At 41.4% G+C, this 13,153-nt stretch carries 15 protein-coding genes; 2 read left to right on the forward strand and 13 right to left on the reverse strand.

Going from position 1 to position 13,153, the window contains the following annotated elements; translation table 11 throughout:
* Nucleotides 1-129: 129 nt before the first annotated feature.
* On the forward strand, nt 130-339 hold the full coding sequence (locus D6853_RS06645; protein ID WP_120657250.1) for a hypothetical protein: 210 nt from the start codon (nt 130-132) through the stop codon (nt 337-339).
* Between the two features lie 58 nt (nt 340-397).
* On the opposite strand, the gene D6853_RS06650 is transcribed toward D6853_RS06645, so the two are convergent.
* From D6853_RS06650 to D6853_RS06710, 13 genes are all read right to left on the reverse strand, one after another.
* Nucleotides 398-973, reverse strand: coding sequence for a histidine phosphatase family protein (locus D6853_RS06650; RefSeq protein ID WP_120657251.1), 576 nt, complete (start codon nt 971-973; stop codon nt 398-400).
* Between the two features lie 40 nt (nt 974-1,013).
* Entirely contained in the window at nt 1,014-1,931 is a 918-nt protein-coding gene (gene rsgA / locus D6853_RS06655; RefSeq protein ID WP_120657252.1) for a ribosome small subunit-dependent GTPase A, read from the reverse strand.
* Between the two features lie 5 nt (nt 1,932-1,936).
* On the reverse strand, nt 1,937-3,985 hold the full coding sequence (gene pknB, locus D6853_RS06660; protein WP_120657253.1) for a Stk1 family PASTA domain-containing Ser/Thr kinase: 2,049 nt from the start codon (nt 3,983-3,985) through the stop codon (nt 1,937-1,939).
* The gene (locus tag D6853_RS06665; protein ID WP_120657254.1) at nt 3,982-4,740 is read right to left on the reverse strand and encodes a Stp1/IreP family PP2C-type Ser/Thr phosphatase; all 759 of its coding nucleotides are present in this window, start codon (nt 4,738-4,740) and stop codon (nt 3,982-3,984) included. The genes pknB and D6853_RS06665 overlap by 4 nt, the downstream gene beginning before the upstream one ends.
* Before the next feature lie 53 nt (nt 4,741-4,793).
* Complete coding sequence (gene rlmN, locus D6853_RS06670; protein ID WP_120657255.1) at nt 4,794-5,855, reverse strand: 23S rRNA (adenine(2503)-C(2))-methyltransferase RlmN; 1,062 nt, start codon at nt 5,853-5,855, stop codon at nt 4,794-4,796.
* Nucleotides 5,856-5,877: 22 nt separating this feature from the next.
* Nucleotides 5,878-6,183 (reverse strand): type II toxin-antitoxin system PemK/MazF family toxin, encoded by a 306-nt coding sequence (locus tag D6853_RS06675; RefSeq protein WP_120657256.1) that lies wholly within the window; start codon nt 6,181-6,183, stop codon nt 5,878-5,880.
* A complete protein-coding gene (locus D6853_RS06680; RefSeq protein WP_120657257.1) occupies nt 6,183-6,425 on the reverse strand; it encodes an AbrB/MazE/SpoVT family DNA-binding domain-containing protein in 243 nt (80 codons plus the stop codon). Before D6853_RS06680 ends, D6853_RS06675 begins: the two co-directional genes overlap by 1 nt.
* Nucleotides 6,426-6,545: 120 nt before the next feature.
* Nucleotides 6,546-7,628, reverse strand: coding sequence for a hypothetical protein (locus D6853_RS06685; RefSeq protein WP_120657258.1), 1,083 nt, complete (start codon nt 7,626-7,628; stop codon nt 6,546-6,548).
* Nucleotides 7,629-7,808: 180 nt separating this feature from the next.
* The gene (locus tag D6853_RS06690; protein ID WP_158588684.1) at nt 7,809-8,354 is read right to left on the reverse strand and encodes a PadR family transcriptional regulator; all 546 of its coding nucleotides are present in this window, start codon (nt 8,352-8,354) and stop codon (nt 7,809-7,811) included.
* Nucleotide 8,355: 1 nt separating this feature from the next.
* Nucleotides 8,356-9,087: a 4Fe-4S binding protein gene (locus D6853_RS06695; RefSeq protein ID WP_120657260.1), complete on the reverse strand. Its 732-nt coding sequence runs from the start codon at nt 9,085-9,087 to the stop codon at nt 8,356-8,358.
* 534 nt (nt 9,088-9,621) lie between these two features.
* Nucleotides 9,622-11,019, reverse strand: a complete 1,398-nt coding sequence (gene rsmB / locus D6853_RS06700; protein WP_120657261.1) for a 16S rRNA (cytosine(967)-C(5))-methyltransferase RsmB — start codon at nt 11,017-11,019, stop codon at nt 9,622-9,624.
* An 8-nt stretch (nt 11,020-11,027) separates the two neighbouring features.
* The gene (locus tag D6853_RS06705) at nt 11,028-11,810 is read right to left on the reverse strand and encodes a histidine phosphatase family protein (RefSeq protein WP_092241916.1); all 783 of its coding nucleotides are present in this window, start codon (nt 11,808-11,810) and stop codon (nt 11,028-11,030) included.
* 17 nt (nt 11,811-11,827) lie between these two features.
* Nucleotides 11,828-12,547, reverse strand: a complete 720-nt coding sequence (locus D6853_RS06710) for a 4'-phosphopantetheinyl transferase family protein (RefSeq protein ID WP_120657262.1) — start codon at nt 12,545-12,547, stop codon at nt 11,828-11,830.
* A gap of 404 nt (nt 12,548-12,951) precedes the next feature.
* Between D6853_RS06710 and D6853_RS15275 the strand changes: the two genes are divergently transcribed.
* Nucleotides 12,952-13,092, forward strand: coding sequence for a hypothetical protein (locus D6853_RS15275; RefSeq protein WP_158588685.1), 141 nt, complete (start codon nt 12,952-12,954; stop codon nt 13,090-13,092).
* Nucleotides 13,093-13,153: the final 61 nt, after the last annotated feature.

Consider the following 13,153-nt stretch of genomic DNA (forward strand, 5'->3'; position numbering starts at 1 on the left):
CTTTTTTGAAGTCAATTTAACCATATCAACAGTATCATTTATAATACTATATTGCAATATAAATATAGCATTTCAGACGACATAATCAGCCGCTATGAAGCTAAAATACTTAATTAGAGGTGAGAATTAATGGCTGAGAACAGTAAATCTCTTCCTTCAATGACGACATTTTTCTACATATGTGAATATTTAGAAATTACACCCAGTGAATTCTTTGATCCCGGGAATGATAATCCTTCCAAATTGAAGACTATAATCGAGAAATTAAAGAAACTAAGTGACTCTAAGTTGGAACATATATTAGCAATAATACAAGATTTACTTTGTGAGACAACATAAAATTATAAATAATAAAACAGCGACTAACCTAAATCATTTTTTAGATTAGTCGCTGTTATCATTTTATATCCTCAACAAGTCTGTGCTTGCCGTCTTTTGATTCATATACAAACACTTCGCAGTTAGCAGGCCTGGGTCTCCAGATAAAGCCTCTTTTGGCATCCTCGAGATAGCCTCTTATAGGTCTTATTATTCCGCCGTGGCAAACTACAAGGACGTTCTCATAGTCTTTTTCTTCAAGCTCTTTTAGGAACTCGGAAGTTCTTTTGACCATGCTCTTAATACTCTCAACGGTTTTGGGAGCCGAAAATACCTCGGGATACATCCAGTAAAGCTTCATCGGAAGAGGAAGCTTCATGTAATTGGCTTTCTCGTACTTACCAAAGTCGGCCTCAATGATCCTATCGTCTTTTATTATATCTTCCTGCGCATATCCGCTTATGATAGAAGCCGTCTGAACCGCTCTGATCAAAGGGCTCGCATATACGGCATCGAACTTAACGTCACCAATTTTTTCTTTTGTTGCCTGCGCCTGCGCCGTTCCCGTCCCATTAAGCGGAATATCGCTTCTTCCCTGCATGAGTCTGTCTTTGTTGTAATCGGTCTGACCGTGTCTTGTAACATATATCTTCATCTGTATCTGTTATAACTCCTATTTTATCTGATAAGTGCTCTTATCTGGTCTTCTTCCCATAGTCGGGTTTCATGTTTTTAAGTTCCTCGTACAGCACTTTATAGTTGTCGTATCGAACCTTTGCTATCTTGCCCTCTTCGACAGCTCTTTTAACCCCGCAATCGGGTTCTGCGATGTGAGAACAACCTCCGAACCTACACTCGGGTTCATAGTCCTCGAACTCGGGATAATAATTCATAAGATTGTCCGTCGTAAGATCAAACATTCCAAGCGAAGTAAATCCCGGCGTATCAATAACAAAGGTCTGCTCATCACCGGCGGATAATTCTTTTACGAAAAAGAGTTCCGAATGCCTTGTGGTGTTCTTGCCTCGCTCGATCTTTCTGCTGAGCTCTCCTATCTGCATCTGCGCGTCAGGAACAAGCTTATTTAAAAGAGATGACTTACCGACGCCGCTCGGCCCCGCAAGAGTCGTGGTCTTGCCCTTTAGAAGTTCTTTTAACTCATCAAGGCCTTTTTCCTCTTTGACACTTATAAAAAGAACCTTGTAGCCGCATTTTTCATACGCATCATAGAGCTCTTTTTGCTCTTCTTCAGATGCGATGTCCTGCTTGTTAAAGCAGATGATAACGGGCAGGTTCTGCTGCCTCATCATGATAAGAAAGCGGTCCAAAAGATTATAATTGGGATTGGGCTTAACTATCGCAAACAAAATAACCGCCTGGTCAACGTTGGCAACAGGCGGTCTTATAAGTAAGTTCTTTCTGGGTAATATCTCGATTATATTACCCAGCTTTTTTTCTTCATCAATGATGTCGATGCCAACCACGTCACCGACAAGCGGTTTGATATTGTCTTTTCTGAAGATGCCCTTAGCCTTACATTCATAAATATTGGTATCTTGTGTTTCTATGTAGTAAAAGCCGGCTATCCCTTTAACAATTCTTCCTTTGTTCAAATGTATCAGTTCCTCTGATTGAATTCGACTGCTTTTTCATCTACAACTTCCGTGGTCTGTCCGCCGGTCTGCTCGCCCGTATCGGGGTTAGTGGAAACCGGAGTTGTCACGGTATATTTATATAATATTCTTCCTGTCGGTGAAGTAAGGTCATTGTACTCAAGATTGGCTATCGGAAATTCCGTAGTCTCCGTGTTAAGCAATGACTTCCCGTCCGATGTGATAAATTCTACTCTTACAGGTGTTCCGGGAGTATAACCTTTTCCCGGAGGCGGAGCATCGATACTGCCCTTAAAGCTGTACTTTACATTGGCAGGTCCTATGGAGTGCTCCATGTTGACCATAGTACCCTTTTCAACCATTGTTCCTACAGTAGGACTCTGATTACAGATCTTTCCGGTAAGATTGGTGTCATCGTTATTGACATCAACCGTTCTTCCTTCCTGAAGTCCTGCTTCAACAAGTGTGATAACGGCTTCCTCCGAATCCATTCCGATGACATTGGGAACAGCAACCTTTCCTTCGTCATCTTTAGCTTCTTCTTTTTGCGCGGAAGCCTTGTAATTGGAACCGTTACTGATGTAAACGGTAACAGTATCGCCGCTGTTTACTTTTTCGCCTGCAGCGGGCTTGGTTGATACAACCGTATCCTTTGGTGCCGTATTCTCGGAATCAGCTTCTTTTTCAACCTTTAAATGCTTTTCATCGGCAAGTATAAGCTTAGCCTCTGCGTATGACTTCCCGGTCACGTCGGGAACCTGAATGCCACCGCTTTTTTTATCATCGGAAGCTTCCGTTGATGCAGAAGCCGAAGATGAAGCGGATGCAGATGCATCTTCAGGGCTTCCGAAAAGTCCCATGCCCCTTGCAACCAGCATTATAACTATAAGTCCTATGATGATAGCAGAGAAAACAGCCATACCTACAGTCATCTTTTCTATCTTGCCTGACTGCGGATCAAAAGAGCTCCTTCTTCTTTCTCGTTCTCTCTCATAATAGTAATCATCATCGAGTTCGTCTTCGTAATCTCTCTGAGGCTTCTTTCTTCTGGGTTCGTAATCATCATCATAACGATCGTCGCGACGATTCTTATAGGATTCTTCCCTAAGCCTCATCTGTTCGGTCTCCGACAAGCGCATGCTTGCTGTCTCGGAATGACCGCCTACCGGCTCATCATGCGCAACTCTTGTGGCGCCCTCTTCATCGGGATCTGCAAGTGATACAAAATCCTTGTCCGGTGTAATGAGCGATCTCTTAAGATCTGTAATAAGCTCAGCAGCGCTCTGATATCTTCTGTCAGGGCTCTTCTGGCAACATTTAAGTACGATCTTCTCAACGCTGATCGGAATCTCATCGTTGTAATCCGCAGGAGTGGGTAGATCCTCCTGGATATGCTTAATAGCTATAGCTACCGTCGTGTCTCCGTTAAACGGAACTCTTCCTGTAAGCATCTCAAAGAGTGTGATACCAAGTGAATAGATATCACTCTTGGCGTCACTGTAGCCGCCTCTTGCCTGCTCAGGAGATGTATAGTGAACGGATCCCATAACATTGGATGTAATGGTGTTACTGGTCGCAGCCTTGGCAATACCGAAGTCCGTAACCTTAACCTTACCGTCCTTGGATATCATGATATTCTGAGGCTTGATGTCTCTGTGAATGATATTGTTGTTATGCGCAGCCTCAAGTCCCATAGCAACCTGAATTGCTATGCTGACAGCCTCTTTAACGGAGAGGCGCGCCTTTTTCTCAATATATTTTTTGAGAGTGATACCATCAACAAGCTCCATAACGATGTAGTTGATACCATCCTCATCGCCGACATCGTACACGTTAACGATATTGGGGTGCATAAGGCCTGCAGTGGACTGAGCTTCTACCCTAAACTTGGATACGAAGTTCTCATTCTCGGAAAACTCCTGCTTAAGGACCTTAACGGCAACAAGTCTATTTAATTTATGATCTTTGGCTTTGTATACATCGGACATTCCGCCGGTGCCGATCTTCTCAAGCACCTCATAGCGATCTCCGATCACCATCCCTATCTTAATCATTCAAGTCCTCCATCGCGCACGCGTTCTTCAGCAAACGGTTCGATCAAAATAACGGCTATATTGTCCTTGCCGCCGTTATTGTTTGCTGCAACAACCAGCTTCTGGGCTTTTTCTATAATATCTCTCTGGCCGCTTACGATCATGCGTATCTCTTCATCGTCAAGCATATTAGTAAGTCCGTCAGAGCACATAAGTACAATGTCTCCGCGATTTAATTCCACGGTAAAAAAGTCGATGTCCACAGTATTGGTGGCACCGATCGCCCTGGTGATGATGTTCTTATCAAGATGTGTCCTTGCGGTCTCTCTGTCGATTCCGCCCATCCTGACCATTTCCTCAACCAGCGAATGATCTCTTGTAATCTGTGTGATTTTATCATTGATGACATAGAGTCTGCTGTCTCCGACATTGGCGACCTGAAGATACCTTCCAAGCACGGTGCAGGCTACAACCGTCGTACCCATCCCAAAAAGATTGGGGTTCTCCGCTGCCTTCTCTCGCAGCTTCTGATTGGCAATCTTAATTGCATGCTCCAATATCTTGACAGGACTCTTTTCAAAAGACCTTTCGATTTCCTCAACCATCGTGTCTACAGTGTATCTTGACGCATAGTCTCCGGCGTTGTGGCCGCCCATGCCGTCCGCTACAATAAACACATTGGAAAGATTTCCGATCTTACTATCGGATGAAAAGACATAGTCCTGATTCAGTTTTCGCTTTTTTCCTATATCCGTTACGGAAAAAGTCTTTAACAAAATCTTCCTCCCCGGGAATCAACTTTTTTCATCAACAAAATAAGCAGGTATTACTATTTCTCCTCCAAATGCCTCCTGCGAAGCTGTCCGCAGGCGCCGTCAATATCCCTGCCCATTTCTCTTCTAATAGTAACATTTATTCGATTTTTTTCAAGTTTATTCTTAAATGCCAATGCCCCCGAACGGTCTGTAGGCCTGAAATCACGCTCTTTTATGGGGTTGACGGGAATAAGATTAACAACACAATTTATTCCTCTTAACAATTCCGATAATTCCGCCGCATCTTCATCGGTATCATTTACCCCCGAAACAAGCGAATATTCAAAGGTAAGCTGCCTTCCTGTCTTGTCAAAATAGGTCTTGCAGGCATCGAGTACCTCATGTATCTCGTATTTATTGGCGATCGGCATCAGTTCTTTTCTCTTATCGTTGTTGGATGCGTGAAGTGAAAGAGCCAGATTTATGGAAAGCTTCTTATCTGCAAGTTCCAGAATCTTGGGCACTATACCGCAGGTAGAAACCGTGAGATTACGCTGTCCAAGGTTCATTCCGTGTTCATCTGACAAAAGCTCTATGAATTTAAGAAGGTTGTCGTAGTTATCAAGCGGCTCTCCGCTCCCCATGACAACAACTCTGGATATCTTTTCTCCGAGATATTCGGATATTGAGTAGATCTGATCGAGCATCTCCGAGGGCAAAAGATTCCTCTCAACGCCGTCGATCGTAGAAGCACAGAATCTGCAGCCCATTCGGCATCCTACCTGAGATGAGATACACACGCTGTTTCCGAATTTGTACTTCATGAAAACGCTCTCTATAACATTGCCGTCATAGAGACCGAAAAGAAATTTCTTGGTATCGTCTATGTGAGATTCCTGAACCTGCACTACTTCAAGGCTTGTAAAGCTGCATTTATCTATGAGCTTCTCCTTGAGCGTTTTGGGGATGTTCTTCATGTCATCATAGCCTCTTGCTCTTTTAACATGCATCCAGTCATAGAGTTGTTTAGCCCTAAATGCAGGCTCGCCAAGATCCTTAATGAAGCTTGTGACTTCATCAAGGTTAAGGGATTTAATGTCTATTTTGTTGTCTTTACCTAATATATATTCATTCATAATTTTATGCTTCTCGGAAAGATTAGATGTAATCAAAGATTCCCTGTATCGCGTCCGTAATATTTATTATATCTGGATATTTCAGTCTGTCTATTTTCGAATATCCCCTAATACTCAGATCAAGAAGTGATATCTTCTCACATTGTACATCCCCCTCGACCTCATCAGTTTTGATATGTATGTGTAGCGGTCCCGCTTCTCCTTTATCATAAATAGGACAGCCAATTATCTCTAAAGTCTGATTAAAGAAATCCTTACTTACAACAAGAACCGGTTTCCTGATATGTTCTATCTTAAGTATATCTCCCTGGTGCAATTCATCTTTCATTACCAAATCTCTCTTCCTACCGGCTTGCCCCAGTCAAATTCACCATCAAGATTAAGCTTACCACCATATTCAGCAGCACGCTCTTCCAATGTCTTATGTCTAAAGGGTTTAACAAGCATTATCATGCCATTAGATACCTTTACATCGAGAATATCATCTACTAAAAAACCTGCTTCCTGTAGCACTTCCTTGGGGATTCTGATTCCTTGACTGTTACCCCATGCTTTAACTTGAGCCTGCATAGATAGCACCTCCTTTATGTATATACATTGTATATCCCTCGCGTGTGAAAATCAACTATTCAGATCAGTGCAAATCGCCCGAATCTGTTATCAGACCGGGCGATTATTTCTCATATAGCGTTAATCTTCATTTTTAAATCTATTATATTGTTCATCAAGGTATTTAAGCGAATCTGAAAGCTCATAGCCTCCGTTATAATAAGTCCTTTGACCCGAAACGCATTCACGGAACATATCTTCATCTGATAGATATCCAACCCGCATCATATATTCATCTCCAAGTATTATGTCATATTTATAATAAGCACTTTCACCATTTTTAAGTTTCCATATAGCATGATAAGCAACCGGAAAATATACTTTCATGGGCTCCACAATATTCATCTTAGAGGATACTGTAGCAGAACACACAACAATATAGTGGTTTATGCGGTCATAGTTCCCATCCTCTTTCTTTTCAAGTATTTCACCTTCAAATTTCACATCCGAAACAACACTATCCGAATCCGCATAGTCTCTGGGAAAATTTTCAACTCTGCTTTTGGCATCTTCAATTAATTTTTTTCTGCTTTCTTCATCTATTTCTGATAAACTTCCAACTTCCTCCGGATCAATATATTTCTTGAAATGATCATCACCTTCACATATAAATTCTTCTAGATTTGGTACTCCAGCAAAATAACATTCAAGCTCAGTAGAACAATCAATTGTGCCTTCTTTAAGGTACTCTAACTCTCCATCTTCTTTTTTTACATTATGAAAAGTAATTACTCTATAATGATCTACTTCGGAAATATCATATTCATCAAGAGTTTCCTTATATATAAAACCTAATATATTTTGATATCCTTTTTTGTGATATCTAAAAAAATAACCTACGTACTCCGGATCAGAAATGATTTTTGTATCAACAGATTCTTCATCCGCAATATGAGTAGCGTTTTCATCATTACAAACATTATAGAGTTCTTTAAGATCTTCTTCTGTAAGATCCTTATAATGTTTTATAAGACTTTTATTCTCATCGGCAATATCAGGCACATCATCGGATTTATTTTCTGACTCGGTTACATTTTTACTGTAATCATCTGACGAATCTTTAGCGGGTTTCTTCTTTAAAGAAGCACCTATTATTAACGCCAAGATAACAAGAACCGCTATTCCTATATATTTTAGCGGCACACCCTTAAAACTTTTATTCATGACAATCCTCCCTACTTTTCAAGCATCAATTAGTAACAATTTTATAACAATATTTTTTGAAAAGCAAGGAGAAAACTGCTTTTTTTCTGTAAAATTTTGTAAATTATCGTATTTAAATTCAGCGTCGTCAAATCAACGATTCATTCTTTCTTTTCTTAAATACTCCTACCGTCGCCAAAATCATCTGCGTCCCTTCAATAGTTTCTTAGCCTTCGTGCACCATTTAAGGTACGCTTCATATGTATCAATACCAAAAGTTACGGTAAGATAGTAGTTTATATGCCCCTCTTCATCCAGTACGCTCTCAAGGTTCTCCTTATACAGCTTAAGGAGCTCCAGGTTCTCTTTTATCTGCTTCTCAAAGGCTTCAATATTGCATATGGTAACGGCCTTATCTTCAGAGCCTCCAAAGTAAATCTTAAGAAGGGTCTCATACTTAAGGTCATTGCTTGCCTGCTCGTCCTTGAGCCAATCAGCAAGTACCTTCCTGCCGGCAGCAGTGATGTGATACATGATCTTCTCTCTGCCGCTGCTTTTTTTGGCTTCCTTCTTTTTGACAAGACCGCTCTTTTCCATCTCATTAAGAGCGGGATATATGCTGCCAAAACTGCCTTTCCAAAAGAAGCTGATGCTACCGTCTATACGTTTTTTTATATCATATCCTGTGAGATCTTCGTGGGAAAGGAGCCCCAGGATCACCAGGTCTATCTTTCTGTCTTTGGCCATTTTATCGCCTCCAAACAAGCTTGTAATTAAGCACTTTCTTGGGACATTCATCAACACAGGCTCCGCACTGTATGCACTCGGTGCATCTGCTGTTGCTGCCCTCAGAGACCATCTTTTTAACATCAAGTCCCATAGGGCACGCCTTGTTGCATCTTCCGCAGGAAATGCAGTGCTCAGCATTAGCTTCTATATGAAGCTGCGGCAAGTGAAGCCACCTTCCAAGCGTACTTCCAATTGCCATAAAGGGCGCCATCCAGCAAATGTAATGGCATGCTGCCCGGCGACCGTGAATAAGTGCCGGCGCCACAAGAATCAGTATCACTCCATAGTATACCACGTAATTATTTATACCCGATAGAGATATACCGTGATCGGTCTGGTAAAAGAAATTGATGGTCACATCGTTTCTACCGAGGATGAAGGTCACGACGATCGCGATCATCCAGACGATCCAGATAGCATACTTTATCTTATCGCGCCATCCCTGCTTAGCCGGAGTATCTTTTATCCTGAAGATGCATTCCTGAAGTCCGCCTGCCGGGCATAAATAGCCGCACCACGCCCGTCCGAAGAACATAGATAATACGAACATCAAAGCAAATACCACAAAACTTCCGTTCATGATATGTTCAGACGCTGCCTCAATTATAAGGTAGGGCGAAAAATAAAATATGGTTACCGGGAAAAGCAAAAAGGAAATAAGTAGTAGTGTCTTTCTGATCTTTTGTCTCATAACGTCACCTCACAATATATCAATTTGATATATTATGGAATAAAAGATAGTTACTTGTCAACTCCCCTCGAAGGCATAAAAAAACAGGCTAGACCTATGAAGGTCTAACCTGTTGATAGAATCAATTTCTTTATTGACTGTCGAACATCTGTTCTGTATAATATGATTTGGCACTACCAGTAATTCGGTAGGCGGTTAGTCCTTCAATCGGAGGACTGTGACCTCCGTTCAAATAAAAATCTCATCTGAGAAATCTTTGTTGGAGGGACTTGATTATGCTTTCAATCAATGACTTAATCGCAGTAATAGCACTGTGCTCGACTTTTTTTAGTCTTGGTTATCTGTTTGGTAAGCATGATTCCAAGACACAAAAATAACCGCCCCGTCCTGCCAGATTGAGCGGTTATAATCATAAACCAAATTGAAACAGGACTAACCGTCTACCGGTAGTGCCTTTTTTCATACTCCTATATTACCATTACCGTTTAATATCGTCAAACAGATAAACCAAAATATACATGCCTGACGAGCACATCATCTATCAACTCTTTTTAGCTTTGCAATAAAGAATCCGTCTGTTCCAAACTCCCCGGGAAGCAGCTGGATGTAACCTTTTTTCGCAGTATCTTTAATATTGTACTTATCATTATCAAGAATAAATTTCGGAATACGATCCGTTATATCTACAGGTTCAAACGGAAACTCTTCGCAGATTCTCTTGACCATGTTCTCGTTCTCGTCCTTGTTGACGGTGCAGGTTGAGTACATCAGCGTTCCGCCGACCTTAACGTAGTCCCAGCAAGACTTTACGATATCCCACTGAAGCTTGGTAAGATCGCTGAGCTTCTCTTTCCTGATGTTCTGCTTTATATCATTCTTTCTTCCGATAATGCCAAGTCCCGAGCAGGGAACGTCGAGATAGAGAATATCGCCGTTCTCTTTCATGTTCTCATCATGGATCTTGGCATCTATTATCTCGATTGCGATGTTATTAAGCCCAAGTCTGTCTGCGTTTTCGGCAATAAGCTCTTTCTTTGCGGCAGAGACGTCACGTGAAAAGACCTTTCCTTCCTCTCCCACAGCCTGCGCAGCGTGCATGCTCTTTCCGCCGGGTGCGGCGCAAACATCGATAACGGTCTGGCCTTTTAAAGGATTAGCGATCTCTGTAACAAGCATTGAGCTTACATCCTGAACCGCGAATTTTCCTTCGGAAAATCCCGGAAGATATTTGATATTATCTGTTTTTTCAAGTTCGAGCGCATAGGGAAGGATCGGATTTTCCTTTACAACAACTCCCGCATCCTCGAGCTCTTTTTTAAGCTCCGAAACAAATTTGGGACCATTAACACTGTCTCCTATATCTGTTCCGGCACAACGAATTACCGTGGGTCTGGGCTCCAAGAAGAATTTCAATATATTCTCCGTGCGCTCAAAGCCATAGTCGTTGAGCCACATCTTACAAAGCCACTTTGGTACGGAATAAAGGACCGAAAGATAATTAGCTCCGCCATCCTCGGTTCTATCGGGATATTCTATATTATCTTTATTTCTTGAAACGTTTCGAAGCACCCCGTTTACAAAGCCCTTAAGTCCCGTGAACTTGTGCTTCTGTGCAAGCTTAACGGCCTCGTTGCAGGCAGCACTGTCGGGAACCGAGTCCATGAACATGATCTGATAAACGCCCATTCTCATGAGGCTTCTGATAAAGGGTTGCATCTTTTTTACTTCGACTTTGGAAAAAGAATCGAGCACATAATCAATCTGTATGTTTCTCTCTATGCAGCCTTCGGCGACTCTCTTTATAAATGCCTTGTCCCTGGTTTCAAGATAGTCGTATTTTTCGAGCACGTCCTTAATAAGACCTGCTTTTTTACTGCCTTCCTTGTCGTATTCGATCAATATATTTAAAACGATCTCTCTGATATTTGCCATTATAATTATTAGTGCCTTTCATCTTCATTCTCGAATACTTCACAGAATCTGGCTGAAAACGAAGGCTTCTCCCCTATTAGATTTAGGTGTGAGATATCTCCCACCCTGCTTGTTCGGAATGTTGCGATTCCTTTTTCTCTTTCCTCGGTAACGACTACGGTAACCGCGCTCGGTGCTATGCACAAGAACTGAAGCGGAACCATCGGTGATATATGCCACAGATATGACAGCATAACGCTCGTGATACCGTAGTGGCAAAAGAAAGCTATAGTCTTGTCATTTCCCTCTTTTACCTTATAAGCACAGCCGTCTCTGACATAGCCGTATGACTCAAGGAGCTTAGAAAACTCCGAAGTAACCCGGTCATAGACCTCGACGGCATTGCTGTATTTCATCAGTTCTGCGTCTCTCCAACCGTTGTAGTCAAAGAGCTCGGGATGGCTTCCATAGTAGGATGGAAGGATGTCCCAAACAACGCGCTTTTCATATTTTCCTGTTTCCGGATTTATCTTTCGATCCTTAGAATAAGCTCTGCGGACTTCTTCCGAGAGATTTGGATCTATAAGAGCAGGGAATTCACGAAGCCACTCGCAGGTTGTCACCTTCTTTCCAAGTACCTTCAGCGAATATTCCGCTGTTTCAACCGCTCTTCCAAGCGGAGACTGATACACATCATCAATATTGTAGCGCTCTATCATATCGGCCAGCGCCTTGGCCTCAACCTTTCCCTTTTCGGTTAGTCCGTCTCTGGCATAGTCAGGGTCACCATGCCTGATAAAAATCAGTTTCATATAATCAACTCTCTTTTTTAATGATATGCATCTATTATAGCACTATATCCGAGCTGACTGAAATTCTCGGGAAAAGAGTCATCTTTCGAACACGCGCAAAGGCTGTAATTCTCTGCGATATCGTATTTTTTAAAAAAATAATCATCTGACATTACGCCGTCTTCAAAAAGCTTGTACAAGCCGTCTTCCGATACTATACCAAACTCATTCAAAGGCTTGGAAAGTCCTATCCCGATACACTTGATATAAGCTTCCTTAAGACTCCACATATCATAGAAAAGCTTTTTTCTTTTCTTTAGAATCTCTTCTTCCGTCTCCGCGCCTTTATTTCCGACAGTAGCAAGCGCTTCTTTTTCTTCCTTGGAAAAAAATCTGTCGGCAATGTTTAAGTCCGCGTTCTTATGCTCCTGAACATCAATGCCCACAGGGCTACTGCCGATCGCACACACAACGTAATTACCCGAATGTGAGATATTATAATAAATATCATCACGGTCTTTTACAAAAGGTTTTCCGTACTTATTCTTGTCAAACGTTATGTCTTTTGGAGCAAGTCCAAATTCCTTAAATATCGCATAATAAGACAAAAGAAGTCCCGCAAGAGACCTCTTTTTATCCGCATCAAAATGAAAACGCAGAATCTTATCTCTCTGCGCCTCATCTACATATTTCAAAGCTTCTTCGAATCTTTTATCGCTAAATTCTTTTAATGCATCTAATACATAAACCTGCATCATATATGTTCAATCAACCCTCTCAATAGTAAAACGAACTGTCTCTCCGCAGTCTGTACATTGATAGACCTCCTCGCCAAAGTTCAGATTAAGCAATTTGACAGTACAGAAAATTGCCATGCAAATTATACCACATATCAGATATATCCGAGAAATTTGCAGGTACTTTACCGAAAGTCCGAAATTTGGGCACAAAAAAATGAGAGCTCCAAGCAATGACTTAACCCCCATTATAATCACCGCTTGGTTTACCTCTCACCCATCTTTATAAAAAAGACATTACCACTATATTCCATATACTAAAAGGGCGTATTTCGTACAAATTTTATTGCACGATACGCCCTTTTGATATGAATTATCATGAATATAATTATACTTAATCAGTAATCACTGAAAGGAGAAAAGATATGAAAAAGATGTTAGTTTCAGCAGCTTTACTTGCAACACTTGTACTTGGACTCGTAGCAAAAATCAAAGAGCCCGATGCAGGAATCTATCCTCCTCCGATAAAATATGAGTTAGCTTGTATTCTTATCGCTCATCGTTGAGCTATTTGAATAAATGTTTTTTCATAGAATAATTGGGGGAGAAAAAACATCAAAAAACGCA

The organism is Butyrivibrio sp. X503, from assembly GCF_003625475.1.
In the GTDB taxonomy this organism is placed as follows: Bacteria; Bacillota; Clostridia; order Lachnospirales; family Lachnospiraceae; genus Butyrivibrio.

Coding starts and splice junctions, on each gene's coding strand:
- D6853_RS06645 (WP_120657250.1), top strand. CDS start 130: ATGGCTGAGAACAGTAAATCTCTTCCTTCAATGACGACATTTTTCTAC.
- D6853_RS06650 (WP_120657251.1), bottom strand. CDS start 973: ATGAAGATATATGTTACAAGACACGGTCAGACCGATTACAACAAAGAC.
- pknB (WP_120657253.1), bottom strand. CDS start 3,985: ATGATTAAGATAGGGATGGTGATCGGAGATCGCTATGAGGTGCTTGAG.
- rlmN (WP_120657255.1), bottom strand. CDS start 5,855: ATGAATGAATATATATTAGGTAAAGACAACAAAATAGACATTAAATCC.
- D6853_RS06675 (WP_120657256.1), bottom strand. CDS start 6,183: ATGAAAGATGAATTGCACCAGGGAGATATACTTAAGATAGAACATATC.
- D6853_RS06680 (WP_120657257.1), bottom strand. CDS start 6,425: ATGCAGGCTCAAGTTAAAGCATGGGGTAACAGTCAAGGAATCAGAATC.
- D6853_RS06685 (WP_120657258.1), bottom strand. CDS start 7,628: ATGAATAAAAGTTTTAAGGGTGTGCCGCTAAAATATATAGGAATAGCG.
- D6853_RS06690 (WP_158588684.1), bottom strand. CDS start 8,354: ATGGCCAAAGACAGAAAGATAGACCTGGTGATCCTGGGGCTCCTTTCC.
- D6853_RS06695 (WP_120657260.1), bottom strand. CDS start 9,087: ATGAGACAAAAGATCAGAAAGACACTACTACTTATTTCCTTTTTGCTT.
- rsmB (WP_120657261.1), bottom strand. CDS start 11,019: ATGGCAAATATCAGAGAGATCGTTTTAAATATATTGATCGAATACGAC.
- D6853_RS06705 (WP_092241916.1), bottom strand. CDS start 11,810: ATGAAACTGATTTTTATCAGGCATGGTGACCCTGACTATGCCAGAGAC.
- D6853_RS06710 (WP_120657262.1), bottom strand. CDS start 12,547: ATGATGCAGGTTTATGTATTAGATGCATTAAAAGAATTTAGCGATAAA.
- D6853_RS15275 (WP_158588685.1), top strand. CDS start 12,952: ATGAAAAAGATGTTAGTTTCAGCAGCTTTACTTGCAACACTTGTACTT.